Here is a 24,140-nt window from a genome sequence, read left to right as displayed (position 1 = left end):
CGATGGTCGAAAGGCCGTCGCCGACCTTGCGTCGCGAGGCCCCTCTCCTGTATGCGGGAGAGGAACGAACCCCAAGCGAGCGGCGCTATTGCCGCGTAAGTGACGGAAGAGAAAATGGCTCGTGAACCAGAAGGCGGCCGCGGCCGCGACCGGGATCGGGACGACCGCGACAATGAGTTCGTGGATCGTCTCGTCCACATCAACCGCGTCGCCAAAGTGGTGAAGGGCGGTCGGCGTTTCGGCTTTGCCGCGCTCGTCGTCGTCGGCGACCAGAAGGGCCGCGTCGGCTATGGCCACGGCAAGGCGCGCGAAGTGCCGGAAGCGATCCGCAAGGCGACGGAAGCCGCCAAGCGCGCGCTCATCCGCGTGCCGCTTCGCGAAGGCCGCACGCTGCATCATGACGTCAACGGCCGCCATGGCGCGGGCCGCGTCGTGCTGCGCGCCGCGCCTCCCGGCACCGGCATCATCGCCGGCGGCCCGATGCGCGCCGTTTTCGAGACGCTGGGCGTTCACGACGTCGTGGCCAAAAGCCAGGGCTCCTCGAACCCCTACAACATGATTCGCGCGACGTTCGACGCGCTCGAGCGCGAGGATTCGCCGCGTTCGGTCGCCGCTCGTCGTTCTCTCAAGGTCTCCGCGCTGCAGGCGCGCCGTCAGGGCGCCGAAGCCGAAGCCGTCGACGCTTGAGGGGAGGGCTTGCGATGAGCGATAAGAAAATCACCGTCGAGCAGACCGGCAGCGCCATCGGCCGTCCCGAGCGTCAGCATAGAACGCTGACCGGCCTCGGCCTCACGCGCATCGGCAAGCGTCGCACGCTCGAGGACACGCCCGCCGTGCGCGGGATGATCGCGAAAGTCGCGCATCTCGTCAAAATCGTCGACGAGAAGTGAGGGGCGGGACCATGGTGAAGCTCAACGATCTCTCCGACAATCCCGGCTCCAGCAAGAATCGCATGCGCGTGGGCCGCGGCATCGGCTCCGGCAAGGGCAAGACCGCGGGGCGCGGCGTCAAGGGCCAGAAGGCCCGGACCGGCGTCGCTGTGAAAGGCTTCGAGGGCGGCCAGATGCCGCTGCATCGTCGCCTGCCCAAGCGCGGCTTCTTCAATCCCTTCTCGACCGACTATAATGAGGTCAATCTCGGCCGCATTCAGCAGGCGGTGGAGGCAGGCAAGCTCGACGTCGCCGCTCCGGTGACGATCGACGCGCTGATCGCCGCCGGCGTGGTGTCCAAGCCGCGCGATGGCGTGAAGATCCTCGGCAATGGCAAGCTCGAGGCGAAGCTCGCCTTCGAGGTCGCCGCCGCGTCGAAATCGGCATTGGCCGCGATCGAGGCGGCTGGCGGCACGATCAAGTTGCTCGTCGCCGCGGAAGAGCCCGTTTCGGCCTGAAGCCTCCGCCCGGCCCGCGAGGCGTAGGCCGGGCGTCAGCTCGAGGCGGCGCATTTTTCGCCGCCTCGAGGTTAATCGTATCGACCAAAAAACTGGCGATCCGCCCATCCGTCGTGATACGGAGTCGCCTGTGCGAGCCGGCGAGAAGAGGCTAGACTTTTTTTTCGCCGACATCGTGCGATAGACAATGCGCCGGGTCCGGCCCCTCGAATGGGTTGGGCCGAAAACAGAGCGCGGCGTCGCGGCGGGCAGCGCTGCGTCGCTTCGACGCTCGTCTAAAAGAAAACCGCGCGGCGCGCGACGAGGGAGCCTCGCCCATGGCATCGGCAGCCGAACAGCTTGCGGCCAACGTCAATTTTTCCGCTTTCGGCAAAGCGGATGAGCTCAAGAAACGCATCTGGTTCACGCTCGGCGCGCTGATCGTCTATCGTCTCGGCACCTATGTGCCGTTGCCCGGCATCGACCCCGACGCTTTCGCCAAGAGCTTTTTCGGCCAGTCGAAGGGCGTGCTCGAGCTGTTCAACATGTTCGCCGGCGGCGCGGTTCAGCGCAGCGCGATCTTCGCGTTGAACATCATGCCCTATATCTCGGCCTCGATCATCATTCAGCTGCTGACGACGGTGATTCCGTCGCTCGAGCAGGTGAAGAAAGAGGGCGAGCAGGGCCGCAAGGTCCTCAATCAATATACGCGCTATCTCACCGTCATTCTGGCGACCTTCCAGGCCTATGGCATGGCCATCGGCCTCGAAGGGCAGCAGGGCGTCGTCACCGAGCCTGGCCTGTTCTTTCGGCTCACCACAGTCGTCACTCTGGTCGGCGGCACGATGTTCCTGATGTGGCTCGGCGAGCAGATCACCTCGCGCGGCATCGGCAATGGCTCGTCGCTGATTATTTTCGCGGGCATTGTCGCGGCCTTTCCAGCGGCGATCCTCAGCACGCTCGAGCTCGGCAAGCAGGGCGCGATCTCGACTGGCGTCATCCTCGGCGTGATCGCGATGTCCTTCTTCGTCATCGCCTTCATCGTCTATATGGAGCGCGCGCAGCGTCGGCTGCTGATCACCTATCCGAAACGGCAGCACGGCAATCGTGTCTATGAGGGGCAGACGTCCTTTCTGCCGCTGAAGCTCAACACCTCCGGCGTCATTCCGCCGATCTTCGCTTCCTCGTTGCTGCTGCTGCCGACGACGATCGCGAATTTCTCGCAGACGCAGGGCACGGACAATATTTTCGCGACCATCTCCGCCTATTTCGGGCATGGGCGGCCGCTCTATATGCTGTCCTATGTCGGGCTGATCGTGTTCTTCGCTTTCTTCTACACGGCCATCGTCTTCAATCCGACGGAGACGGCCGACAATCTGAAGAAGCATGGCGGCTTCATACCGGGCATTCGCCCTGGCGAGCGCACGGCGAAATTCATCGACGATGTGCTGATGCGCATCACCGTTCTCGGCGCGGCCTATCTCGCGGTGATCTGCCTGTTGCCGGAAATGCTGATCTCCTACGCCAATCTGCCGTTCTATTTCGGCGGCACCTCGCTGCTCATCGTGGTGAGCGTGACGATGGATACGGTGGCGCAGGTCCATGGCCATCTCCAGGCTCATCAATATGAGGGCCTGATCCGCAAGACGAAACTTCGCGGGCGACGCAAATGAGGCTGGTGCTGCTCGGACCGCCGGGCGCGGGCAAGGGCACGCAATCGGCTCGGCTCGTCGCCAAATATTCGATCCCTCAGCTCTCGACCGGCGACATGTTGCGCGCCGCGGTCGAGGCGAGGACGCCGATCGGCCTCGAGGCCAAGGAGATCATGGATCGCGGCGCGCTGGTGCCCGACGCTGTCGTCGTCGGCATAATCGGTCAGCGGATCAAGGAGAAGGACGCCGCCAACGGCTTCATTCTCGATGGTTTCCCGCGCACCGTGGCGCAGGCCGAGGCGCTCGATCAGCTGCTCGACCGCGAGGGTCTGAAGCTCGACGCGGTGATAGAGCTCAGCGTCGACGAGAATGCGCTGCTCGCGCGCATGCAGAATCGCGTCGACGAAACGCGCGCACGCGGCGGCGAGGTGCGGGCGGACGACAATCCAGAAGCGTTCAAGACGCGGCTGGACGCTTATCGCACGCAAACCGCGCCCGTGTCGCATTATTACTCCGGCAAGGGCGAGTTGAAGCAGGTCGACGGCATGGAGCCGGTCGATGCGGTCAGCGCGGCGATCGAGAAGGCGTTGAAGCACTGAGCCCGAAGCGCTCGCCCTTTTGTCTTCGCGCCGGCCGCGAGGACAGAGCGAGCGTGTAGGGACTGTTCACTCGCAATCGAGGCGGCGTCCGCGCAAATGGCAGCGCAGGCGCGGCGTCGCTTCGGCGTCGTAGTCGGTGACGATCCATTCGCCGTCGCCGCGCTCGAATGTCGCGAAGCCGAAGGTGGCGGCGACTCCGCGGCCTTGGGCGACTGTCGCCTCGCCGATTGTCGCTCCGTCGAAATTGGCCGGTATGCGTGGGTCCATGGCGGTGCCGCCGACGCCGACAATGAATTGCGCCGGCCGATCCTCCCGAAAGCTCAGAGCCTCGAAAGCGTGGAGATGGCCCGACAGAATGGCCTGCACGCTCGCCGGAATAGTGTCATGGGCGGCGGCCGCCAGCGTTTCATTGATGCCGATCGTTTCGCCGATCCGCGATCGAAACAGCGAGAAGATCGGCTTGTGGAACGCATACCAGACCGGGCCGGGCGTATCCTTCGCGACAGCGAGCTGGCTGCGTAGAAAAGCCGCCTGCTCGACGACCACAGTTCGCTCTTCCGCTTCGGTCGTGTCGAGAATGTAGAGCGTCGGATCGGCAATATCGACGCGATAGGCCGGCTCGCGCTCGGCGCATTGGGGATTGTCGCCGAGCGGCAGCGGCGAGAGCGTCCGTGTCCAGCCTCGGCCGGCGCGCTTGCAGATTTCGTGATTGCCGCGCACGAGCGCCAAAGGGGCGGCGCGCAGCAGAGCGTCGCCGGGCTCGAAGAAATCCGCCCTCCAGGCCGCCCAATTGTCGCCGTGAGGCGAGCCGGCGCATCCCGCCATGCCGGGGAGGCAGGCGGTCTCGCGATAATGATAATCGCCGACATGGATCACGATGTCGGGGCTGAATTTCGCGGCGGTCTCGGCGATTCGGCGGAAGGGCCAGGCTTCGCTGGAATTGCAATCCTGCACGAATATGCCTTTGAGGCGGCAACCCGTATCGCCGATGACCAGGGCCTTGTCGATGCGCTCCGGTGGAGGCCGCAGCGGCGCGCCGTCGATTGTGAGGCTTCGTGTTCCTTTCGGAACCGTCACCGCGCAGACCGTGATCGGAAAATCGTCTCCCGGCCCCGCGCGCGGCGTCATGGCGACGGCGCGGCCGTCGATGTCGGCGGCGGGGCAGGCGTTGCTCTGCGTTATGGCGCGCGCCTGCCAGCCATCGGCGGTTGCTTGCAGCCAGTGGTAGGAGTCCTCGGCGCGCGCTGGCCCGGAGAAGAACAGCGCGCCGAGCGCGAGCATGCCCAGAGCGCGCGCGCAGAGAAAATCCCCTCTGTCGTCCGCATCGAAAGCGTGGGATTTATAGGGCGTTGCTTTGGTAGAGGTCATCTTTTCGCCGGTTTCGGAAAGTTGTCTCGGGCTCGGCTGCGGCAAATCCGCGTCGCATCGACGGAATTGCCGCTCGCCTGGCGCCTCGCATGGGCTCATAGAGTGGGAAGGATACTTGATGAAGAAGATTTTCGTGACGGCGGCGGCGCTGGCCATAGCCGCGTCGCTCGCGGGCTGTAACACGCCCGGCGAGCGCGCCGCGGGCGGCGCCCTCATCGGCGGCGCGGGTGGAGCGGCGATCGGCGCCGCGGCCTCTGGCGGTCGAGCGGGCGGCACGCTCGCAGGGGCGGCGATCGGAGCGGCGACCGGCGCCGTCGTCGGCGCGGCGACCGCCCCGCCGCAGCGCTGCGCCCGCTGGGGCTGGGATTATTACGGCAATCGCGTCTGCGTCGCCTACTATAATTACTGAGATTGCCGAGGACGCGAAGCGCAGAGCTTCGCGTCCATGATTTTTTTGACGCTCAGTTGGCGCGGGCGAGACCGAGCGCGTTGCGCAACTCCGTCCGCGCGGCTTCTATGTCCTTGCGATAGGCGGGATCGAGCTCCATGATCGCATGCACGGCATAGGCGACGAGCCGCGCCGCGGCGACATCGCTCGGGAAATGCACGCCGCAGACCAGCCGATTGTGGCCGTAATCATCCGCCCGCGCGAGAATTTCGTCGCGACGCTCGGGCGCGATGTCGATCAGAGCCAAGCCCATGAGATAGCCGACGGTGGTATGGCCGCTCGGATAGGAATCGTCCTTCGTCTTGGTCTTGCAGACGGGATGCAACGTCTTGTCGACATTATAGGGCCGAATGCGGTGGAAGGCTTCCTTGGCGGCGCCGGTGTTGGCGGATTCGTCGGCCTTCAGCCGTGCGCCGAGAGCTGCGACCGCCGGCAGATTCTCCTTGGAGAATTTCTCGCCGAAGACCGTGTGATAGAGGAATATCGTTTGATTCTCGTCGTCCGCCTTGGCGCGCGCGGCCTGCTCCGGCGTGCGCGCATTCTCGATGCGATGCAGCTCGGCGAGCTCGGCGTCGCTTTTCGGCGAATGCGGCGCCGGCGGGGTGGCGAGGATTTCGAGCGGATGGCTCTGCTCGGGCGTCACAAAGCCCTCGCGCGCGGTCGCTGGCGCACAGAGCAGGACGAGAACCGAAAGGATCGCGGCGGTCTTCTTCATATGAGCTGGTCCCGGCGGCCGTCATTTTTGATTTCGCGCGCAGTCCCCGGGCCGCCCGGCCGCGCGCTCGGCATATGGATTTCTACCCGAAATTTCTCGACCGTGCGATGACGGTTTTCGTCATCGGCGACGCTCCCGCGCGGCGCATTCGCCCCGGCGGCGCGCTCGCTCGATCTCACGTCTCGTCAACGGGCGACTTTTTTCTGCGCGGGATGAAACGCGAGACACGCGCATCACGAAATCCCTCATGCGCGTCGCATGGGCGCGGACCCGAGGAGAATGCTTCATGAAATTGCTCAGATTCCTTCTGCTCTCGCTCTTTTGCCTGGCCTTCACCGGGCTCGCGCGCGCCGAGACGGCGCCGGCGCCGCGTTTCAAAGCGGTGGCCTTCGACTACTTCGTGCTCTTCGACGCCAATTCGGTGATTCCGGCGGTCGAGGCCGCCTATCCGGGCAAAGGCGCGGAATTCACCAAGCTTTGGCGCGCCAAGCAGTTCGAATATTGCTTCCTGCGCTCGATCACTGGCCGCCATGCGGATTTTTTCGAGGTCACGGGCGACGCGCTCGCCTATGCCGCCCAGGCGATGAAGCTCGATCTGCCGCCGGCGACGCGCGAGCGGCTCATGAACGCCTATCTGACGCTCACCCCCTGGCCCGATACGCTGGATGCGCTGCGCCGGCTGAAGGCCGCCGGCGTGCGCGTCGTCACAATCGCGAATTTCAGTGGAAAGATGCTTTCGGCCAATGCGGAGCGCGCCGGCCTCACAGGCTATTTCGACGAATTGCTGAGCACGGAGGTCAATGCGACCTACAAGCCCGATCCCAAGGCGTATGCGCTGGGGATGGAGCGGCTGCATCTCGCCAAGGAGGAGATTCTCTTCGCCGCTTTCGGCAGCTGGGACGCTTATGGCGCCAAGGCCTTCGGCTATCCGACCATATGGGTCAACCGCTTCGGCCTGCCGGCGGAGAAGCTCGGCACAACGCCGGATAAGGTCGCGCCGGATATGAAAGGGCTGCTGGAGCTGGTTCTCGGCCGCTCGTGAGCGTCAGGCGATCTTCGCATAGAGCGCTTTCCGAGCGAACGGAATCGTTCGATCGATCAGAATTCGCTCCCAATAGAGAAATGAGAGTGTTATCCGATCCAATTGGAGCGGATAACACTCTAGACGGCGTCTATGCGCGCGCCGCGATCCGCCCCTGCGACGACGGCCAGCGTCAATCCGCTGGCCTCCGCCGCGCCGCGCGCCAAAGCCTCGAGGCGGCGCGCCTCCGTCTCATCGGGCGCGAAGGCGAAGCCGGTCGGCCCCCAGGAGGTCTGGCCGAGGCCCGTGGCGCCCGCCTGCGCCAGCCGCGCGAGCAGAGCTTCGACCGCCACGCTGGTGAAGCGCCGCCCGCCCTGCGCCGGCGCGAAATAATCCCCGACGATCGCCTGAATGGCCGTGATCGCCGCGCCGAAGCCCGAGAAATCCGCCTCCGCCGCCGCCGGCAACGCCTGCATCAGCACCAGCCGGCACAATTTCCCCGCATCCTCTTCCGAGAAGGGCGGCAGCTCGGCGAAGGCCTTGCGCTCCTCGGCGCCGTGCAGGCCGATCGAGGCCGGGTCCGAGACGAGCAGAATGCGCCAGTCTTGCGGGAAGGCGAGGCGAGAGACCACCGGCGGGGTCAAGGTCTCGGCGCCGCGGCCGCCATCCACCACCAGCCCGCCGCGCGTGAACAGGCCGGCGCCGAGGCCCGAGCGCGCGCCTCGTTGCAGCAGAGCGGCGTCCGCTTCCACATTCTGCGGCAGATCCTCTATGCGGCGCAGCGCGGCCGCTATCGCCAGAGCCAGCTGCGTGCCCGAGCCGAGGCCGGAATGGGGAGGGATCGCCTCGCCAATGTCGAGCCGATAGCGCTTGCCCGGCGCGAGAGCGGCGGTCGCCTTCTCGAGCAGAGCGAGCGCCCGCTCCGCATCGGGGCCGGAAGCTTCCATATTTTCAGCCGGCTGCAGCGTCAGCCGCGTCGCCGGCGCGTCAATGGAGAGGCCCAGCCCGCCGAATTTGCGGCCCAGCGCGCCATTCATGTCCAAGAAGCCGAGATGCAATCTCGCCGCGGCGACGACGCTCACGCTGATCGGCATGGAGCCTCATTTTCGGACTTTGCGCGGAATATCCGCTATATCTCGCTTCCCGGCGCGGTTTCACGCCATTGTCGCCGGGGCTCGCGCGCATTCGATTAGGCCGAGTAAGGCGCCGCGCGTGCGAAGGCAAGAGTTCGTGCAGCGAAGGAGAGCTCGTCCGCGCGGACGAGCGAGAGTGAACGAGCGAGAGAGGGGGACGCCATGGCCGCCGAGGAGCGCGCATATTCGCCAGAAGAGATCACCGCTCGCCTCACCGCCGAGCTGCCGCATTGGCGGCTCGAGAACGGCTGGATTCGCCGCAAATTCAAGACTCACGGCTGGAAGGGCACGTTGATGGTCGTCAATACGGTCGGCCATCTCGCCGAGGCCGCCTGGCACCATCCCGACATAGCCGCTTCCTACGCATGGGTCGAGGTGAAACTGATGACTCATACGGCCAAGGGCGTGACCGACAAGGATTTCGAGCTGGCGCGCAAGATCGAGGACGTCGTGTCCTGGCGTCCCGGCAAGGCGGGCGGCGCGCTCGAGGGCACGCCCGAGACCGACCAGCGCTTCGCCTATATCAAATACGACTGACAGGCTCATTCCCCGGAGACGAGAGTGACGACGACGATTGAATCGTCGCGCGAGCGATTCTTTTCGCTCGTCGCGGCGCGGCCAGTCATCATGGGCATCGTCAATGTGACGCCCGATTCCTTTTCCGACGGCGGCCGCTTCTTCGCGCCGGAAGCCGCGCTGGCGCAGGCGCAAAAGCTCGCCGCCGACGGCGCGGACATTGTCGATGTCGGCGCCGAATCGACCCGCCCCGGCCATACGCCGCTGACCGCCGAAGAGGAGTGGAGCCGTCTTGCGCCGCTGCTCGAGACGCTGGTCGCGCAATGCGGCGTTCCGGTCTCCATCGACACCTATAAAGCCCAGACGGCGCGCCGCGCCCTCGCCGCCGGCGTGACGATCATCAATGATATCTGGGGCCTGCAGCGCGACTTCGATATGGCTCCGGCGATCGCCGAAGCCGGCGCCGGCGTCGTCGTCATGCATAATCGCGCCGATGTCGCGCCCGATATCGACATCGTCTCGGACATGCTCGGCTTTTTCGAGCGTTCGCTGGAGATCGCCGTCGCCGCCGGCGTGCCGGAATCGCGCGTGATTCTCGATCCGGGCGTCGGCTTCGGCAAGACGCGCGAGCAGGATTTCGCGGCGTTGCGCGGCGTTCCGCAGCTCCTGCGATTCGGGCTGCCGGTGCTCATCGGCGTCTCGCGAAAACGCTTGTTCGGCGCGCTGCTCGGCGCAGAGGTGGATGCGCGCCTCATCGCCACAGTGGCGGCGAATCTGATCGCGGCGCTGGAGGGCGCGCGGATTTTCCGCGTCCACGACGCCGCCGAGCACCGGGCGGCCTTCGCCGTGCTCGACACTCTGACACAGGGAAAAGGACGCATATGACGACGTCTGAGACGCGGGTCGGCTTCGGTTTCGGCAGCAATCTCGGGGACAAGCCCGCCAATATTCGCCGCGCGGTCGCGCTGGTGGAGGAGCGCGGGATCGCGCGCCTCGACGCCGTCTCGCGCCTCTATCGGACGCCGCCATGGGGCGATGTCGATCAGGGCGATTTCGCCAACGCCTGCGCGCTCGGCTGGACTCGTTTGTCCCCCTATGAGCTGCTCGCCGCGGTCAAGACGATCGAGGCGGATATGGGCCGCACGCCCACGCGCCGCTGGGGACCACGGCTGATCGACGTCGATATTCTCTTTCTCGGCGATCACACAATGGATGATCCCGAACTCACCTTGCCGCATAAGGAGCTGTTTTCCAGGGCCTTCGTCCTGAAGCCGCTGGCCGAGATCGGCCCTGATCTGACGCTCGACGGCGCCTCTGTGGCGCGCGCCGCCGCTGAAGCCGCCGCGGAGGGGATTGGAATTTGGGAGGAAAAGTCCACTGACGCCCGATGAGCCATGACGCCACAGTTCTCTAGGGTAGTGATGTCATCCATCCGGGCAGGGCTCTGCTCGAGGTGCTGAATTCATCAATAAATATATGATTATATTAGATATAATGGTTGATAGAAAATATCTATCAATGCGCTTAAGGGTGGGTATTTCATCCTATTGGATGAGTTTGATCCCGCCCAAAATCGTTTTTAATACCACTCAATTGATTGCCATATACTACCCCATTGGATATTGTCATTACGAGGCGGAACGGAAATGGTTGCGGCTCGCCGAACGAGGGCGTTTTGGATGTTTTGGCGCTGGGAGGCGCCGGGGGGTCTGGGGCTTTCGTTTCGCGCGGCGGTTTCGAGAAAATTCGTCTCCGAGCAAAGAAGAAGAATGCCGTCGGCGTGTCCTTTCACGAGGGGTCGCTGGGCGGTGAAGCGGGAGGTCGGGACGGCGGCTCGTCGAGCACGAGGCCGCAGCGGCGACATCAACCGTTGGAGACGAAGGCGCGTGCCGAGCAGGGAGGCGGGACGCGGCGAGATCGCTTCGAGAATCCCTGGGAGCACTTAGGAGGAATTGAGATGAGCGTTACGACAGAGACATCGGCCGGCGCAGCCGCCGGCTCCGATGCCATCGTGGACCTGAAGGGCATGTGGATCGGCATCGCCGGTCTGAACATTTTCTACCTCTTCATCCGCATCTATGAGCAGATCTTCGGCTGGCGCGCGGGCCTCGACTCGTTCGCTCCCGAGTTCCAGACCTATTGGCTGACGATGCTGTGGACGGAAATTCCGCTGGAGCTCGTGGCCGGTCTCGGCCTCGCCGGCTATCTGTGGAAGACGCGCGACCGCAATGTCGACGCGGTTTCTCCGCGTGAGGAGCTTCGCCGTCACGTCGTGCTGCTGCAGTGGCTGACGGTCTACTCGGTGGCCATCTACTGGGGCGCGAGCTTCTTCACGGAGCAGGACGGCACCTGGCACATGACGGTGATTCGCGACACGGACTTCACGCCGTCGCACATCATCGAGTTCTATCTGAGCTACCCGATCTACTCGATCATGGGCGTTGGCTCGTTCTTCTACGCCAAGACCCGCATTCCGTTCTTCGCGCACGGCTATTCGCTGGCGTTCCTGATCGTGGCCATCGGCCCGTTCATGATCATCCCGAACGTCGGCCTGAACGAGTGGGGCCACACCTTCTGGTTCATGGAAGAGCTGTTCGTCGCTCCGCTGCATTGGGGCTTCGTGTTCTTCGGCTGGATGGCGCTCGGCGTGTTCGGCGTGGTCCTGCAGATCCTGGCCGGCGTGAAGCGCCTGCTGGGCAAGGACGGCGTCGCGGCGCTGATCGGCTGATAGCAGCCTGAACTCTCGGCCGCCCGCTCTGGCGGACGGCCGCCTCCGGCGAAAGAATTTTCCGAATGCTCTCGGAACGAAGGCTTCGTCCGAACGGCCGCGCGTCGGCGGTTCGGGCGGGGTTTCGGGGGCGCGGGAAAGGAATGGGGCCGGGGTGACGCATTAGCTCAAGGACAATCCGGCGCGAGAGAGCCGGAGGCAGGTCTCGAGACGCCGGCGCGAAGACGCCGGGCGGACAGACACCAAGGAGAAGAGTGATGTCTACATCGAAGAGCGGGGGGGCAATCGGGCCTTTCCATTCTGTCGCGGAAGCGGCGGGATGCGTTAAGACCTCCGATTGGCTGATTCTGACGCTGCTGTTTCTGGCAGTGCTGGGCGGCTATCATATTCACTTCATGCTGACGGCCGGCGACTGGGACTTCTGGGTCGACTGGAAAGACCGTCGTATGTGGCCGACGGTCATCCCGATCCTGGGCGTGACCTTCGCGGCTGCGGCTCAGGCGTTCCTGTGGGAGAACTTCCGTCTCCCGTTCGGCGCGACCTTCGCGGTTCTGGGTCTGCTCATCGGCGAGTGGATCAATCGCTACGTGAACTTCTGGGGCTGGACCTACTTCCCGATCAGCCTGGTGTTCCCGTCGGCTCTGGTCGTTCCGGCTCTGTGGCTGGACGTGATCCTGCTGCTGTCGGGCTCCTATGTGATCACGGCCGTGGTCGGCGCCCTTGGCTGGGGTCTGCTGTTCTACCCGAACAACTGGCCGGCGATCGCCGCCTTCCACCAGGCGACCGAGCAGCATGGTCAGCTGATGTCTCTGGCTGATCTGATCGGCCTCCACTTCGTCCGCACCTCGATGCCGGAATACATCCGCATGGTCGAGCGCGGCACGCTGCGCACCTTCGGTAAGGACGTCGTGCCGGTGGCCGCGTTCTTCTCGGGCTTCGTGTCGATGCTCGTGTACTTCCTGTGGTGGTTCGTCGGTAAGTGGTATTCGACCACCAAGGTGATCAGCAAGATCTGATCTGCCGCAAGGCGACGGATCGCGATCCCTCACGCGAGGAGGGGCGGCTTCGAAGGGCTCCTCAGAAGAGAGTCCGGGACAGAGCCGCTCCGGCAAGGACGACAGCGGACGAACGGCCCGACGGGCCGGTCCGCGAAGAGAAACTTGGGAGGTTGTTCCATGAAACTGTTGGAGAGAATGGCCGTGCTGGCGACGGGACGCGTCGCTCGGCTCTTCGGCCTGGGCATGGCGGCTGCGGTCGCCGCGACGATGGGCTCCGTCGCTCCGGCGTCGGCGCACGGCGAGAAGTCGCAGCAGGCGTTTCTGCGCATGCGCACGCTGAACTGGTATGACGTGAAGTGGTCGAAGACCTCGCTGAACGTCAACGAGTCGATGGTGCTTTCGGGCAAGGTGCACGTGTTCTCGGCTTGGCCGCAGGCCGTGGCGAACCCGAAGTCGTCGTTCCTGAACGCCGGCGAGCCCGGCCCGGTTCTGGTGCGCACGGCTCAGTTCATCGGCGAGCAGTTCGCTCCGCGTTCGGTTTCGCTCGAGGTGGGCAAGGACTACGCCTTCTCGATCGAGCTGAAGGCTCGCCGCGCCGGCCGCTGGCACGTCCATGCGCAGATCAACGTCGAAGGCGGCGGCCCGATCATCGGACCCGGCCAGTGGATCGAGATCAAGGGCGACATGGCCGACTTCAAGGACCCGGTCACGCTGCTGGACGGCACGACCGTGGACCTCGAGACCTACGGCATCGACCGCATCTATGCCTGGCACTTCCCGTGGATGATCGCGGCCGCGGCCTGGATCCTCTACTGGTTCTTCAAGAAGGGCATCATCGCTTCCTACCTGCGCGTCAGCGAAGGCAAGGAAGACGAGCAGATCGGTGACGACGACCGTCGCGTCGGCGCTATCGTTCTTGCGGTGACGATCCTGGCGACGATCATCGGCTACGCTGTCACCAACAGCACCTTCCCGCGCACGATCCCGCTTCAGGCCGGCTTGCAGAAGCCGCTGACGCCGATCACCGAGGAAGGCACTGTGGGCGTCGGCACGAAGATCGTGACGGCGGACCTCAAGGGCGGCGTCTACAAGGTGCCGGGCCGCGAGCTGACCGTTCAGGTGAAGATCACGAACCACACGGACGAGCCGCTGAAGCTCGGCGAGTATACGGCGGCGGGTCTCCGCTTCCTGAACCCCGACGTGTTCACGACGAAGCCGGAGTTCCCCGACTATCTGCTGGCGGACCGCGGTCTGTCGACGGATCCGACGCCGATCGCGCCGGGTGAGACGAAGACGATCGAGATCAAGGTGCAGGACGCGCGTTGGGACATCGAGCGTCTCTCCGACCTCGCCTATGACACGGACAGCCAGATCGGCGGTCTGCTGTTCTTCTTCGGCCCGTCGGGCAAGCGCTACGCCACCGAGATCGGCGGCCCGGTCATTCCGAAGTTCGTCGCCGGCGACATGCCCTGATCGAACTCTCTGAAGGCTGAAAATACCGCCGGCCGGGCCTCGCGCCCGGCCGGTTTTTCTTTTGCGGCCTCGCCCTTCTTCTTCAATGCCCCCGCGACGGCTTGCAGCGCGCCCGACGTCGGATTAATTGCTGTCTGAAACTCTGCGCTCATCGGGGAAAAGCGCATGTCGCCTCGTCATCTCGCGCAAACGCTCGCCTCGGCTGTTCTCATCGCGTGGGGCGTGGCCAATTCGGCGCTGGCCCGCGGCGACCTCCTTCCCGACAAAGACAGCTGCGTGCTGAAAATAGGTCCCGAGATCATCTATTTCACGGGCTACCAGCCGGGCGCGGCTCAGCAGAAAAAATTCTGCGAGGATGCGCCACGATTGGGCGAGACGATCTTCGTCTTCGATTATGCGGCTCCCGAGCTACGCGAGATGAAAGCCGGCTTCCGCATCCTGCGGCAGAGCGACGACAGCGAGGATGCGTCGAGCATGGAGGCGGCGGTCGCCGCCTCGCTCCCCGCGCAAATCTACCCTAAAGGGACATTTTCTTTCGCCCATGTCTTCGCCCAACCGGGCGATTTCATCGGCGTCGTCACCATCGACGGCGCCGCCGGCGAGCACTGGACCGCGCGCTTTCCCTTTTCCGTGGGAAAGCGGCGCTTCGAGATCAGCCCCTATTATCTGATCGCCGCCGCCGGGCTGCTCGCCTTGCTGCTGTTCGTCTCGAGCCGCTCCCAACCCGCCCGCGCTCGGCGCTGATCGCTCATCTCCAATCGAAAATCGGTCAATTCGGCGCTCTGTCGGCCGGACTCCCGGTTTACAGCATCGCTAAAATATATTAGTCCATAACATGACTGAATTTATAGACCATACAAGGAGAGCAGTATGAGGAGCGTTTCAATCTCGCGGCGCCGCTTCGGCGCGATCGTCGCGCTCGCCGCGAGCCTGTCGATTTTCGTCGATGCGACGGCGCTGGGGGCGACCTCGCTGCTCAATGTCTCATATGATCCCACCCGCGAGCTCTATAAGGCGATCAATCCCGCCTTCGCCGCCGATTGGAAGGCGAAGACCGGCGAGACCATCGAGCTTCAGGCCTCTCATGCCGGCTCGGGCGCGCAGGCGCGTGCGGTGATCGACGGCCTCGCGGCCGATGTCGTGACCCTCGCGCTCGCCGCCGATATAGACGCGATCGCGAGCAAGAGCGGCAAGATCGCGCCGGATTGGCAGAAGAAGCTGCCGAACAACGCCTCGCCCTACACGTCGACGATCGTCTTCCTGGTCCGAAAGGGCAATCCTAAGAAGATCAAGAATTGGGACGATCTCGCCAAGCCCGGCGTCGCCGTCGTCACCCCCAATCCCAAGACCTCCGGCGGCGCGCGCTGGAACTATCTCGGCGCCTGGGGCTATGCGCTGAAGAAATTCGGCGGCGACGAGGCCAAGACCAAGGAATTCGTCAAGGCCATCTATAAGAACGCCCCCGTTCTCGACACGGGCGCGCGCGGCTCGACCATCACCTTCGCCCAGCGCGGCCTAGGAGATGTGCTGATCGCCTGGGAGAACGAGGCCTTTCTCGCCTCCGAGGAGTTCGGCAAGGACAAGTTCGAGATCGTCGTTCCCTCCACATCGATCCTCGCCGAGCCGCCGATCGCGGTCGTCGACGGCAATGTCGACGCCAAGGGAACGCGCAAGGCCGCCGAGGCCTATCTGAGCTTCCTCTACACCCCGACCGCGCAGGCGATCATCGCCAAGAACTATTATCGCCCGGCGCATCCCGAGTTTGCGGCCAAGGAAGATTTGAAGCGGCTTCCCAAGCTCGACCTCTTCACCGTCGACCAGGTCTTCGGCGGCTGGACCAAGGCGCAGAAGACGCACTTTGCCGATGGCGGCGTCTTCGACGATATTCAGAAGCAGTAAGGCTCGAGGACATCTCATGAGCGCCGCTGCGCCCGTCGCGAACAAGAAGGCTCGGAGCTTCACCGCTCCGAGCGTCATCCCCGGATTCCGGGCGACTTTTGGCTTCACCATCTTCTATCTGAGCCTCGTCGTCCTGTTCCCTTTATCGTTGCTGATTTTCCGCGCCTCCTCGCTCGGTCTTTCCGGCCTCTATGGAATTGCGGTGGAGCCGCGAGTCGCCGCGGCGCTACGCACCAGCTTTTTCATCTCCTTCGCCGCCGCCGCGATCGATGTCGTCTTCGGCCTCATCGCCGCCTGGGTGCTGACGCGCTATGAATTTCCCGGCCGGCGCTTTCTCGACGCCATCGTCGATCTCCCCTTCGCTCTGCCCACGGCCGTCGCCGGCATCGCGCTCGCGGCGCTCTATGCGCCCAATGGCTGGCTCGGCGAGCCGCTCGCCGATTACGATATAAAGATCGCCTTCACGCGCTGGGGCATTCTCGTCGCTCTCGTGTTCGTCGGACTGCCCTTCGTCGTGCGAACCGTGCAGCCGCTGCTCGCCGAGATCGACTCCGAGCTGGAGGAGGCGTCGGCGACGCTCGGCGCGAGCCGCGCCCAAACGGTGTGGCGTGTGCTGCTGCCGCCGATCTTGCCCGCGCTGCTCACGGGTTTCGCTCTGGCTTTTGCGCGAAGCGTCGGCGAATATGGCTCGGTGATCTTCATCGCCGGCAATCTCGCCTATATCTCGGAAATCGCGCCCTTGCTGATCATCGTCAAGCTCGAGCAGTTCGACTATGCGGGCGCGACGGGAATTGCGACCATCATGCTCGCGATCTCCTTTTCCGTGCTGCTGGCGATCAATCTGATCCAGGCCTGGAGCCAGAAGAGGTTCGGCCATGTCTGAGGCGGGCTTTTCAGAGGCGCTCGCGCCCGCCATTCCGGTCGCGCCGCCGCGCCGCGTGACAGAGGAGACGCCGTTCACGCGCTATGCGCTGATCGGCGTCGCCGTGGCCTTTCTCGGGCTCTTTCTTCTGTTGCCGCTCGCGGTCGTCTTCACCGAGGCGTTCACCAAGGGCGCGGGCGCCTTCTTCGCCACTTTCGAGGAGCCGGATGCGCGCGCGGCGATCCGCCTCACGCTCATTGTCGCGGCGATCGTCGTGCCGCTCAATGCGCTCTTCGGCGTCTGCGCGGCCTGGGCGATCTCCAAATTTTCCTTCCCGGGCAAGAGCGTGCTCATCACGCTCATCGATCTTCCCTTCTCCGTCTCGCCGGTGGTGTCGGGCCTCGTCTATGTGCTGGTCTTCGGTTCGCAGGGTCTGCTCGGTCCCACATTCTCGGCCTGGGGAATTCAGGTCGTCTTCGCCATTCCGGGCATAGTTCTGGCGACGATCTTCGTCACCTTCCCCTTCATCGCGCGCGAGCTGATCCCGCTGATGCAGGAGCAAGGGACGGTGGAGGAGGAGGCGGCGCTGACGCTCGGGGCGAGCGGCTTCCGCACTTTTCTCACAGTGACGCTGCCCAACATCAAATGGGGCCTGCTCTATGGCGTGCTCCTCGCCAACGCCCGCGCCATGGGCGAGTTCGGCGCGGTTTCGGTCGTCTCCGGCCATATTCGCGGCCTGACCAACACGATACCTCTCCAGGTGGAGATCCTCTACAATGAGTATAACATCGTCTCGGCGTTCGCCCTCGCCTCCCTCCTGGCTGGGCTGGCTCTCGTCACTCTTGGAATCAAGACGCTCCTCGAATGGCGCTACGCCGGCCAAATCGCCGGCCGCCGACGTCACTGAGGCGGCGCCGCGTCCCCGTGGCGTGGAAATCAAGATCGAGCGGGTCGAGAAGGATTTCGGCGACTATCCGGCGTTGCGCGACGTCAATCTGACGATCGCGCGCGGCGAGCTGGTCGCGCTGCTGGGACCGTCGGGCTCCGGCAAGACCACGCTGCTGCGCGCCATCGCCGGCCTGTCCAGCCCTGATCGCGGCCGCATTCTCTTCGATTCGGAGGACGCGACCACTTTGTCGGTGCAGGAGCGGCGCGTCGGCTTCGTTTTCCAGAATTACGCGCTGTTCAAGCATCTGACCGTCGCCGACAACATCGCCTATGGGCTGAAAGTTCGCCCGCGGCGCTCGCGCCCGTCCCGCGCCGAGATCGCCGCGCGTGCGGCCGAGCTGCTGGAATTCGTGCAGCTCGACGGGCTCGGCGGACGCTATCCGGCGCAGCTCTCCGGCGGCCAGCGCCAGCGTGTGGCGCTCGCCCGCGCGCTCGCGATCGAGCCGCGCGTGCTGCTGCTCGACGAGCCCTTCGGCGCTCTCGACGCGCGTGTGCGCAAGGATCTGCGCCGTTGGCTGCGCGACGTGCATCGGCAGACCGGCCTCACCACAGTCTTCGTGACGCATGACCAGGATGAGGCGATGGAGCTCGCCGATCGCGTGGTGGTGCTGGACAAGGGCCACATCGAGCAGATCGGCACGCCGGACGAGCTCTATGACCGGCCGGCCTCGCCCTTCGTGCTCTCCTTCGTCGGCGAGGCGCTGGCGCTGCCGGTGCAGGTCGCCGACGGCAAGGTGATCTTCCAGGGCAAGGAGTTGCACGTCTCCTCGGAAAATCTCCGCAATGGACCGGCGCGCGTCTATTTCCGTCCTGCCGACATCGCTCTGCATGGCGGCCAGATCGGCGCCCTCGAGGGCCGGGTCGAGGCGGTGCGCCGCACGGCCGCGGGCTTGCGCGCGTCGATCTCCATCCCCGGCTATGACCAGACGGTCGAGGTCGACACGGATGATCGCGCCGGAACGACGCTGGGCAGCAGCGTGCCGCTGTCGTTGAACAATGTGCGGATTTTCTCGACCGCGGCCGAGGAGACGCTCGGCGACGGCGCCGGGATATAAAAAGAAGATCCTTCTCCCGCGTGCGGGAGAAGGATGCTGGCGCATGGATTGCTTGTTTTTCCTTGTCTGATCTGGAAGGCGATAGGCGCCTTCATGTCCAGGCGAATTACTCGACCTGGGAGGCGACGATGCGATCGCCCGGACGCAGCCGCGGCATGTGTGAATGGGGTGAGTTCGCAGAGGATGCGAAAGCGCTCGACGATCTTCTCGAGGCGGGAAGGTCCGGCTCATTGCCGCCCTTTCTGCTGCTCTCGCAGCCGGGCGTCGGCGCCACGGATCACAGGCGCTGCTCGGAGCTATGGACGCGCGATCGGCGCGCCGCCGCGGTCGCGGCGCGGCTCGCGCTCGATTTTCGTTTCCGCGCCGCCGACGGCCGCAAGATCAGGCTCGGCTACCTCTCCAATGATTTCCACGATCATGCGACCGCGCTGCTGCTGATCGAGACGTTGGAGGCGCATGATCGCGAGCGCTTCAGCGTCAACGCCTATTCCTACGGGGCCGATGACGGCAAGACCATGCGCCGCCGCCTCGTCGGCGCTTTCGACTCTTTCGTCGACATAGAGGCGCTCTCGGACGGCGACGCCGCCCGCGCGATCCATCGCGACGAGGTGGACATACTCATCGATCTCAAAGGCTTCACCGCCAATGCGCGCAGCGGCATTCTGATGCTGCGTCCGGCGCCCGTGCAGGTCAATTATCTCGGCTATCCGGGCACGCTCGGCGATGATATCTGCGATTATATCATTACCGACGATTATGTGACGCCGCTCGCCTCCGCTGGCGATTATTCCGAATCCTTCGCCTATATGCCGAACAGCTATCAGCCGCACGGGCGCGCCGGGCCGATCGGAGAAAGGCCGACCCGCGCCAGCATGGGCCTGCCCGAGCAGGGCGTTGTCTTCTGCTGCTTCAATCAGGCCTATAAATTCACGCCGGAGATGTTCGACGTCTGGTGCCGTCTGCTCGACGCTGTGCCGCACAGCGTCCTATGGCTGCTCGGCGCGCCCATGGCGGAGGGCAATCTGCGCAATGAGGCGTGGAATCGCGGCGTGAATGGCAATCGCTTGGTCTTCGCGCCGGATATGGCGCAGGGCGAGCATCTCGCGCGAATTCAGATCGCCGATCTCGTGCTCGACACGGCGCCCTATAACGCCCACACCACGGCGAGCGACGCGCTGTGGGCGGGCGTGCCGATCGTCACTTGCAGCGGCTCCACCTTCCCCTCGCGCGTCGCCGGCAGCCTGCTGCGCGCTGTTGGCCTGACCGAGCTGATCGCCGCCGATCTCGATGGTTATTTCGATCTCGCCTATCGGCTGGCGACCGATCCGGCCCATCTCGCCGAGCTGAAGTCGAAGCTCGCGCGCAGTCGCGAGAGCGCTGCGCTCTTCGACGTTCGCGCCTACACGCGCGATCTCGAAGGGCTGTTCCAGTCCATGTGGAAAAGGCGAGAGGCGGGCCTGCCGCCGGCGCTCATTCCGGCGGCATGAAGCGAAACCTTCCCCCGCTCGCGGGAGAAGGATCGCATTTGCGTTATCGAACCAGAATATTCTTGAACTGCCAGGGGTCGCTCTCGTCGATATCCTCCGGGAAGAGACCCGGGCGGCCGTCGAGCGGCGTCCAATCCGTGTAGACCCCTTCGACCGGGCCGAGATAGGGCAGCTGCACTTCGAGGCAGCGGCGGAAATCCACCTCGTCGGCCTCGACAATGCCGGCGTTGGGATTTTCCAGCGCCCACACCATGCCGGCGAGCGCGGCCGAGCTCACTTGCAGGCCGGTGGCGTTCTGATAGGGCGCGAGTTCGCGCGTCTCCTCGATGGAGAGGCGGGAGCCGTACCAATAGGCGTTCTTGGCGTGGCCGTAGAGCAGCACGCCGAGCTCGTCTATGCCGTCGACGATCTCGTTCTCGTCGAGAATTTTCCAGCTCGCCTGCATCTTGCCGGCGCGGCCGAACATTTCGTGCAGCGACAGAACGGCGTCGTCGGCCGGATGATAGGCGTAATGGCAGGTCGGCCGATAGACCACTTTGCCGGCTTCGTCGCGCACGGTGAGGAAATCGGCGATCGAGATCGACTCGTTATGGGTGACGAGGAAGCCGAATTGCGGTCCCGGTGTCGGCGTCCAGCTGCGTACGCGCGTGTTGGCGCCCGGCGATTTCAGATAGATCGCCGCGCCGCAGCCGGAGGAATGCGTGCCGGCGATATCCGGCAGCGATTTCTCATGCGTGCCCCAGCCGAGCTCGGCCGGCTGCTGACCCTCGGAGACGAAGCCTTCCACCGACCAGGTGTTGACGAAGACGTCGCGCGGCTTCGGGCTCTTGGCGCGCTGCGTGTCGCGCTCGGCGATGTGAATGCCCTTGACGCCGAGCTTCTGCGCCAGCGCGCCCCAATCGGCGCGGGTCTTGGGTTCTTCGACCTTCAGGCCGGTGTCTGCGGCGATGTTGAGAAGCGCCTGCTTCACGAACCAGGACACCATGCCGGGATTGGCGCCGACGCAGGAGACGGCGGTCGGCCCGCCCGGATTGCGGCGACGCTCCTCCAGCACGGTCTCGCGCAGCGCGTAATTGGTGCGAGATTCATTGCCGAGGGTGGTGTCGAAGTAGAAGCCGGTCCAAGGCTCTACGACCGTATCGACATAGAGGCAGCCCAGCTCGCGAGCGAGCTTCATAATGTCGAGCGAGGAGGTGTCGACCGAGAGATTGACGACGAAGCCCTGTCCCTCGCCCTTGGTGAGCAGGGGGGTGAGCACCTCGCGGTAATTGTCCTTGGTCAGCGCGACCTTCTGGAACGCGACGCCGCGAATATCCAGCATTTCGCGATGCGTATCGACAGGGTCGATGACGGTGAAACGGCTCTTGTCATAGTCGAAATGGCGTTCGATGAGCGGCAAGATGCCACGTCCGATGGAGCCGAAGCCGATCAGAACGATCGGGCCGGTAATCTTCGCATGGACGGGCCAGTCTGCCATTTCGCTCACCTCTTGGAGTTCGAGAATTTATTGTGCGGCGCGTTACAGCAAGAGCGGCGGACATAATCAAGGAAAAACGAGGGCGAGACCGTTTTCGGTCGGCCGGATGGTTCGCTTCTCCCGCTCTGCGGCAGATGGGGCGCAATCTCAATCGGGAGAAAAGCCCATTCGAGTCAGCGCCGCGGCCAGCGCGGGCTCCGGGCGCGCCCCGCTTGTGAAGATCGCGCGAGGCGCCGGCGCGGCTCCAGAGCTATCGGGGCCGAAACGCTCGGCGAGCAGCCGATCGGCCTGGCGCGCGATGGCGGGGGCGGGGTCGATCCATTCGAGCGGCCAGGGCGCGAGGCGCCGAAAAAAATCCAGCAGCAGCGGGTAATGCGTGCAGGCGAGCACGACGACATCCGTTCGCGCATCGTCGTGCGTGACGAAGCAGGGCGCGATCTCGCGGGCGATCGCCTCCTCTGAAACAGCGGCGCCGCGCATAAAATCTTCGGCGAGCGGGGCGAGGCGCGTCGAGCCGATCAGCGTCACCGCGCAATCTTCCGCGAAGCTGGCGATGAGCGCGCGGGTGTAATCGCGCGCCACAGTGCCGGGCGTCGCCAGCACGGAGATGAGGCGCGAGCGCGAGCGCTCGGCGGCAGGCTTTATCGCCGGCACAGTGCCGACGAAGGGAAGCTGCGGCCAGCGCGCCCTCAAAGGGGGAAGCGCGCGCGTGGAGGCCGTGTTGCAGGCGATGACGACGAGGTCCGGCGCCAGCTCGGCGATCAGCCGTTCCATCACCTCCATGACGCGCGCGACCAGCGCTGTCTCGGAGAGCGGACCATAGGGGAAGCCGGCGTCATCGGCGCAATAGAGCAGCGCCGCATGGGGGCGCAGCTTCGCGACCTCGGTGAAGACGGTGAGGCCGCCGAGTCCGGAGTCGAAGACGAGTATTTTGGGGACGGGGGGCGTCACGGTCGGCTCGCAGTGTCCTGACGTCCCCGAACCTTCCCCCTCTCCCGCAAAGCGGGGGAGGGATGGGGAGGGGGCCTCTCCCTGAATAGAACCCGTTCCCCCGCGAAGATCAACCTCGCGTCAGAACGGCAGGTTGAACACGCGCGAGGGCTCCAGCGCGCCTTCCACCACCTCGCCGAAAGCGACGGGTACGCCGCCGCAGGCCGCATAGACGACGCCGCCCGCAGGCGCGTCGCGGCCGCGCAGGATCAGCGAGCCGCCGCGCCGCAGCCGCGCCGCGGCGTCGCGATCGACGACGACGCAGGGCAGCTCGGTGAGGCCCGCCTCGACCGAGAGAAGCGCATTGGCCGCTTCGCCGCCCTCGATCTCGTCCAGCGTGTAGCTGTCCTCCTCGAGGAAGGGGCCGACCCGCGTGCGGCGCAGCGCGGTCACATGGCCGAAGCAGCCGAGCAGCCGTCCGAGATCGCGCGCGATGGAGCGCACATAGGCGCCCTTGCCGCATTCCATGACGAGCTTGGTCTCCTCCTCCGTCGCATCGACGATGGAGAGGCGATGGATGGTGACGGGGCGGGGCTTCAGCTCCACCGTCTCGCCGTCGCGCGCGAGATCATAGGCGCGCTCGCCGGCGATCTTGATGGCGGAATATTGCGGCGGCACCTGCAATATGTCGCCGAGAAAGCGCGGCAGCAGCGCCTCGATCTGCGCGATCGTCGGCCGCTCCTCGCTCTCGCGCACGGATTTGCCGTCGGCGTCGTCCGTGTCGGTCTCGACGCCCCAGCGCACGGTGAAGGAATAAGCCTTCTCGCCGTCTTGCACGAAAGGCACGGTCTTGGTCGCCTCGCCGAAAGCGATCGGCAATATGCCGGAGGCGAGCGGGTCCAGCGTGCCGGCGTGTCCGGCCTTCTTGCCATTATAGATTCGCTTCAAGCGCGAGACGGCGTGCGTCGAGGTCATGCCGACGGGCTTGTCGAGCACCACCCAGCCGTCGACGACGGCGCGGGTCGATTTTCTTCCGTTCATTGCTGGGCGCCGTTCTCTTCGTCTGTGGGCTGCTCGAGATCGCGGCGCACGCGCTCGGAGTTCAGCAGCGCGTCGATGCGCGCGACATTGTCGAAACTATCGTCGATGCGGAAACGCACCTCCGGGGCGAATTTGAGATTGACGCTATGGGCGATCTCGCCGCGCAGATATTTTTTGTGGCGGTCGAAAGCGCGCAGCACCTCCGGCTCGTCCTTGCCGCCGAGCGGCATGACATAGACGGTGGCGAGCTTCAAATCCGGGCTCATCGTCACGCGCGAGACGGTGACGACATGCTGCTCGAGCACGGGATCGGCGATATCCCCGCGCGAAAGCATCGAAGCGATCTGATGGCGGACGAGCTCGGCGACGCGCAACATGCGCTGCGACGGCTCCGCCCCATGGGCGTGATGGGCTCTGGACATGG

General features: G+C 64.8%; 27 protein-coding genes. 19 read left to right on the top strand and 8 right to left on the bottom strand.

Features of this window, described 5'->3' with window-relative positions; translation table 11 throughout:
* The first annotated feature begins 114 nt into the window (after positions 1 to 114).
* The 5 genes from rpsE to GYH34_RS17500 all read left to right on the top strand — a co-directional run bounded on the left by rpsE (position 115) and on the right by GYH34_RS17500 (position 3,617).
* Positions 115 to 687 carry a 30S ribosomal protein S5 gene (gene rpsE / locus GYH34_RS17520; RefSeq protein WP_018266623.1) on the top strand — a complete coding sequence of 191 codons (573 nt, stop codon included), beginning with the start codon at positions 115 to 117 and terminating at the stop codon, positions 685 to 687.
* Positions 688 to 701: 14 nt separating this feature from the next.
* Entirely contained in the window at positions 702 to 890 is a 189-nt protein-coding gene (rpmD, locus tag GYH34_RS17515; RefSeq protein ID WP_018266622.1) for a 50S ribosomal protein L30, read from the top strand.
* Between the two features lie 14 nt (positions 891 to 904).
* Positions 905 to 1,387, top strand: a complete 483-nt coding sequence (gene rplO, locus GYH34_RS17510) for a 50S ribosomal protein L15 (RefSeq protein ID WP_161915077.1) — start codon at positions 905 to 907, stop codon at positions 1,385 to 1,387.
* Positions 1,388 to 1,704: 317 nt separating this feature from the next.
* The gene (secY, locus tag GYH34_RS17505) at positions 1,705 to 3,039 is read left to right on the top strand and encodes a preprotein translocase subunit SecY (protein ID WP_161914683.1); all 1,335 of its coding nucleotides are present in this window, start codon (positions 1,705 to 1,707) and stop codon (positions 3,037 to 3,039) included.
* Entirely contained in the window at positions 3,036 to 3,617 is a 582-nt protein-coding gene (locus GYH34_RS17500; protein WP_161914682.1) for an adenylate kinase, read from the top strand. The genes secY and GYH34_RS17500 overlap by 4 nt, the downstream gene beginning before the upstream one ends.
* A gap of 66 nt (positions 3,618 to 3,683) precedes the next feature.
* Here the strand turns inward: GYH34_RS17500 and GYH34_RS17495 are convergent, their stop codons facing one another.
* Positions 3,684 to 4,985, bottom strand: coding sequence for a metallophosphoesterase (locus GYH34_RS17495; RefSeq protein ID WP_161914681.1), 1,302 nt, complete (start codon positions 4,983 to 4,985; stop codon positions 3,684 to 3,686).
* A gap of 118 nt (positions 4,986 to 5,103) precedes the next feature.
* Between GYH34_RS17495 and GYH34_RS17490 the strand changes: the two genes are divergently transcribed.
* Positions 5,104 to 5,394: a hypothetical protein gene (locus GYH34_RS17490; RefSeq protein WP_161914680.1), complete on the top strand. Its 291-nt coding sequence runs from the start codon at positions 5,104 to 5,106 to the stop codon at positions 5,392 to 5,394.
* A gap of 52 nt (positions 5,395 to 5,446) precedes the next feature.
* Here the strand turns inward: GYH34_RS17490 and GYH34_RS17485 are convergent, their stop codons facing one another.
* A complete protein-coding gene (locus GYH34_RS17485) occupies positions 5,447 to 6,148 on the bottom strand; it encodes a phosphatase PAP2 family protein (protein ID WP_161914679.1) in 702 nt (233 codons plus the stop codon).
* Positions 6,149 to 6,434: 286 nt separating this feature from the next.
* Between GYH34_RS17485 and GYH34_RS17480 the strand changes: the two genes are divergently transcribed.
* Positions 6,435 to 7,190, top strand: a complete 756-nt coding sequence (locus tag GYH34_RS17480) for a haloacid dehalogenase type II (RefSeq protein ID WP_161914678.1) — start codon at positions 6,435 to 6,437, stop codon at positions 7,188 to 7,190.
* Positions 7,191 to 7,309: 119 nt separating this feature from the next.
* Here GYH34_RS17480 and GYH34_RS17475 read toward each other — a convergent pair whose 3' ends face one another.
* Positions 7,310 to 8,263: a beta-ribofuranosylaminobenzene 5'-phosphate synthase family protein gene (locus GYH34_RS17475; RefSeq protein ID WP_161914677.1), complete on the bottom strand. Its 954-nt coding sequence runs from the start codon at positions 8,261 to 8,263 to the stop codon at positions 7,310 to 7,312.
* Between the two features lie 201 nt (positions 8,264 to 8,464).
* On the opposite strand from GYH34_RS17475, the gene GYH34_RS17470 reads away from it, so the two are divergent.
* The 6 genes from GYH34_RS17470 to amoB all read left to right on the top strand — a co-directional run bounded on the left by GYH34_RS17470 (position 8,465) and on the right by amoB (position 14,017).
* A complete protein-coding gene (locus GYH34_RS17470) occupies positions 8,465 to 8,839 on the top strand; it encodes a 4a-hydroxytetrahydrobiopterin dehydratase (protein ID WP_161914676.1) in 375 nt (124 codons plus the stop codon).
* Between the two features lie 90 nt (positions 8,840 to 8,929).
* A complete protein-coding gene (folP, locus tag GYH34_RS17465) occupies positions 8,930 to 9,703 on the top strand; it encodes a dihydropteroate synthase (RefSeq protein WP_197745465.1) in 774 nt (257 codons plus the stop codon).
* Positions 9,700 to 10,209 (top strand): 2-amino-4-hydroxy-6-hydroxymethyldihydropteridine diphosphokinase, encoded by a 510-nt coding sequence (gene folK, locus GYH34_RS17460; protein WP_161914674.1) that lies wholly within the window; start codon positions 9,700 to 9,702, stop codon positions 10,207 to 10,209. Before folP ends, folK begins: the two co-directional genes overlap by 4 nt.
* Before the next feature lie 566 nt (positions 10,210 to 10,775).
* Complete coding sequence (gene amoC / locus GYH34_RS17455) at positions 10,776 to 11,546, top strand: bacterial ammonia monooxygenase, subunit AmoC (RefSeq protein WP_161914985.1); 771 nt, start codon at positions 10,776 to 10,778, stop codon at positions 11,544 to 11,546.
* Between the two features lie 257 nt (positions 11,547 to 11,803).
* Positions 11,804 to 12,562, top strand: a complete 759-nt coding sequence (gene amoA / locus GYH34_RS17450; protein WP_161913662.1) for a bacterial ammonia monooxygenase, subunit AmoA — start codon at positions 11,804 to 11,806, stop codon at positions 12,560 to 12,562.
* 159 nt (positions 12,563 to 12,721) lie between these two features.
* The gene (amoB, locus tag GYH34_RS17445; RefSeq protein WP_174242398.1) at positions 12,722 to 14,017 is read left to right on the top strand and encodes a bacterial ammonia monooxygenase, subunit AmoB; all 1,296 of its coding nucleotides are present in this window, start codon (positions 12,722 to 12,724) and stop codon (positions 14,015 to 14,017) included.
* Here amoB and GYH34_RS17440 read toward each other — a convergent pair.
* Positions 13,957 to 14,184: a hypothetical protein gene (locus tag GYH34_RS17440; RefSeq protein WP_161914673.1), complete on the bottom strand. Its 228-nt coding sequence runs from the start codon at positions 14,182 to 14,184 to the stop codon at positions 13,957 to 13,959. The genes amoB and GYH34_RS17440 overlap by 61 nt on opposite strands.
* On the opposite strand from GYH34_RS17440, the gene GYH34_RS17435 reads away from it, so the two are divergent.
* The 6 genes from GYH34_RS17435 (at position 14,183) to GYH34_RS17410 (ending at position 20,268) form a co-directional block, all read left to right on the top strand.
* Positions 14,183 to 14,761, top strand: a complete 579-nt coding sequence (locus GYH34_RS17435) for a hypothetical protein (RefSeq protein ID WP_244635195.1) — start codon at positions 14,183 to 14,185, stop codon at positions 14,759 to 14,761. The two genes, GYH34_RS17440 and GYH34_RS17435, sit on opposite strands and share 2 nt — an antisense overlap.
* Before the next feature lie 126 nt (positions 14,762 to 14,887).
* Positions 14,888 to 15,916, top strand: coding sequence for a sulfate ABC transporter substrate-binding protein (locus GYH34_RS17430; protein WP_161914672.1), 1,029 nt, complete (start codon positions 14,888 to 14,890; stop codon positions 15,914 to 15,916).
* A 16-nt stretch (positions 15,917 to 15,932) separates the two neighbouring features.
* Entirely contained in the window at positions 15,933 to 16,799 is an 867-nt protein-coding gene (cysT, locus tag GYH34_RS17425) for a sulfate ABC transporter permease subunit CysT (RefSeq protein ID WP_161914671.1), read from the top strand.
* Positions 16,792 to 17,685, top strand: coding sequence for a sulfate ABC transporter permease subunit CysW (gene cysW, locus GYH34_RS17420; protein WP_174242423.1), 894 nt, complete (start codon positions 16,792 to 16,794; stop codon positions 17,683 to 17,685). The genes cysT and cysW overlap by 8 nt, the downstream gene beginning before the upstream one ends.
* 22 nt (positions 17,686 to 17,707) lie before the next feature.
* Entirely contained in the window at positions 17,708 to 18,781 is a 1,074-nt protein-coding gene (locus tag GYH34_RS17415) for a sulfate/molybdate ABC transporter ATP-binding protein (RefSeq protein ID WP_161914670.1), read from the top strand.
* A gap of 128 nt (positions 18,782 to 18,909) precedes the next feature.
* Positions 18,910 to 20,268, top strand: coding sequence for a UDP-N-acetylglucosamine-peptide N-acetylglucosaminyltransferase (locus GYH34_RS17410; RefSeq protein ID WP_174242422.1), 1,359 nt, complete (start codon positions 18,910 to 18,912; stop codon positions 20,266 to 20,268).
* Between the two features lie 43 nt (positions 20,269 to 20,311).
* Here GYH34_RS17410 and GYH34_RS17405 read toward each other — a convergent pair whose 3' ends face one another.
* From GYH34_RS17405 to rbfA, 4 genes are all read right to left on the bottom strand, one after another.
* The gene (locus tag GYH34_RS17405; protein ID WP_161914669.1) at positions 20,312 to 21,745 is read right to left on the bottom strand and encodes a homospermidine synthase; all 1,434 of its coding nucleotides are present in this window, start codon (positions 21,743 to 21,745) and stop codon (positions 20,312 to 20,314) included.
* A gap of 147 nt (positions 21,746 to 21,892) precedes the next feature.
* The gene (gene murI, locus GYH34_RS17400) at positions 21,893 to 22,696 is read right to left on the bottom strand and encodes a glutamate racemase (RefSeq protein ID WP_161914668.1); all 804 of its coding nucleotides are present in this window, start codon (positions 22,694 to 22,696) and stop codon (positions 21,893 to 21,895) included.
* A gap of 120 nt (positions 22,697 to 22,816) precedes the next feature.
* On the bottom strand, positions 22,817 to 23,716 hold the full coding sequence (gene truB / locus GYH34_RS17395) for a tRNA pseudouridine(55) synthase TruB (protein ID WP_161914667.1): 900 nt from the start codon (positions 23,714 to 23,716) through the stop codon (positions 22,817 to 22,819).
* Positions 23,713 to 24,138 carry a 30S ribosome-binding factor RbfA gene (gene rbfA / locus GYH34_RS17390; protein WP_026191473.1) on the bottom strand — a complete coding sequence of 142 codons (426 nt, stop codon included), beginning with the start codon at positions 24,136 to 24,138 and terminating at the stop codon, positions 23,713 to 23,715. Before rbfA ends, truB begins: the two co-directional genes overlap by 4 nt.
* Positions 24,139 to 24,140: the final 2 nt, after the last annotated feature.

Source organism: Methylosinus sp. C49 (assembly GCF_009936375.1).
In the GTDB taxonomy this organism is placed as follows: domain Bacteria; phylum Pseudomonadota; class Alphaproteobacteria; order Rhizobiales; family Beijerinckiaceae; genus Methylosinus.
Note: the sequence above shows the minus strand (reverse complement) of the source record. Positions and strands in the feature narration are given on the sequence as shown.

Coding starts and splice junctions, on each gene's coding strand:
- cysW (WP_174242423.1), top strand. CDS start 16,792: ATGTCTGAGGCGGGCTTTTCAGAGGCGCTCGCGCCCGCCATTCCGGTC.
- rpsE (WP_018266623.1), top strand. CDS start 115: ATGGCTCGTGAACCAGAAGGCGGCCGCGGCCGCGACCGGGATCGGGAC.
- secY (WP_161914683.1), top strand. CDS start 1,705: ATGGCATCGGCAGCCGAACAGCTTGCGGCCAACGTCAATTTTTCCGCT.
- GYH34_RS17480 (WP_161914678.1), top strand. CDS start 6,435: ATGAAATTGCTCAGATTCCTTCTGCTCTCGCTCTTTTGCCTGGCCTTC.
- GYH34_RS17470 (WP_161914676.1), top strand. CDS start 8,465: ATGGCCGCCGAGGAGCGCGCATATTCGCCAGAAGAGATCACCGCTCGC.
- folP (WP_197745465.1), top strand. CDS start 8,930: ATGGGCATCGTCAATGTGACGCCCGATTCCTTTTCCGACGGCGGCCGC.
- GYH34_RS17495 (WP_161914681.1), bottom strand. CDS start 4,985: ATGACCTCTACCAAAGCAACGCCCTATAAATCCCACGCTTTCGATGCG.
- folK (WP_161914674.1), top strand. CDS start 9,700: ATGACGACGTCTGAGACGCGGGTCGGCTTCGGTTTCGGCAGCAATCTC.
- rbfA (WP_026191473.1), bottom strand. CDS start 24,138: ATGTCCAGAGCCCATCACGCCCATGGGGCGGAGCCGTCGCAGCGCATG.
- cysT (WP_161914671.1), top strand. CDS start 15,933: ATGAGCGCCGCTGCGCCCGTCGCGAACAAGAAGGCTCGGAGCTTCACC.
- GYH34_RS17410 (WP_174242422.1), top strand. CDS start 18,910: ATGCGATCGCCCGGACGCAGCCGCGGCATGTGTGAATGGGGTGAGTTC.
- amoA (WP_161913662.1), top strand. CDS start 11,804: ATGTCTACATCGAAGAGCGGGGGGGCAATCGGGCCTTTCCATTCTGTC.
- amoB (WP_174242398.1), top strand. CDS start 12,722: ATGAAACTGTTGGAGAGAATGGCCGTGCTGGCGACGGGACGCGTCGCT.
- GYH34_RS17490 (WP_161914680.1), top strand. CDS start 5,104: ATGAAGAAGATTTTCGTGACGGCGGCGGCGCTGGCCATAGCCGCGTCG.
- GYH34_RS17405 (WP_161914669.1), bottom strand. CDS start 21,745: ATGGCAGACTGGCCCGTCCATGCGAAGATTACCGGCCCGATCGTTCTG.
- GYH34_RS17440 (WP_161914673.1), bottom strand. CDS start 14,184: ATGCGCTTTTCCCCGATGAGCGCAGAGTTTCAGACAGCAATTAATCCG.
- GYH34_RS17500 (WP_161914682.1), top strand. CDS start 3,036: ATGAGGCTGGTGCTGCTCGGACCGCCGGGCGCGGGCAAGGGCACGCAA.
- amoC (WP_161914985.1), top strand. CDS start 10,776: ATGAGCGTTACGACAGAGACATCGGCCGGCGCAGCCGCCGGCTCCGAT.
- truB (WP_161914667.1), bottom strand. CDS start 23,716: ATGAACGGAAGAAAATCGACCCGCGCCGTCGTCGACGGCTGGGTGGTG.
- GYH34_RS17475 (WP_161914677.1), bottom strand. CDS start 8,263: ATGCCGATCAGCGTGAGCGTCGTCGCCGCGGCGAGATTGCATCTCGGC.
- rpmD (WP_018266622.1), top strand. CDS start 702: ATGAGCGATAAGAAAATCACCGTCGAGCAGACCGGCAGCGCCATCGGC.
- GYH34_RS17430 (WP_161914672.1), top strand. CDS start 14,888: ATGAGGAGCGTTTCAATCTCGCGGCGCCGCTTCGGCGCGATCGTCGCG.
- GYH34_RS17485 (WP_161914679.1), bottom strand. CDS start 6,148: ATGAAGAAGACCGCCGCGATCCTTTCGGTTCTCGTCCTGCTCTGTGCG.
- GYH34_RS17435 (WP_244635195.1), top strand. CDS start 14,183: ATGTCGCCTCGTCATCTCGCGCAAACGCTCGCCTCGGCTGTTCTCATC.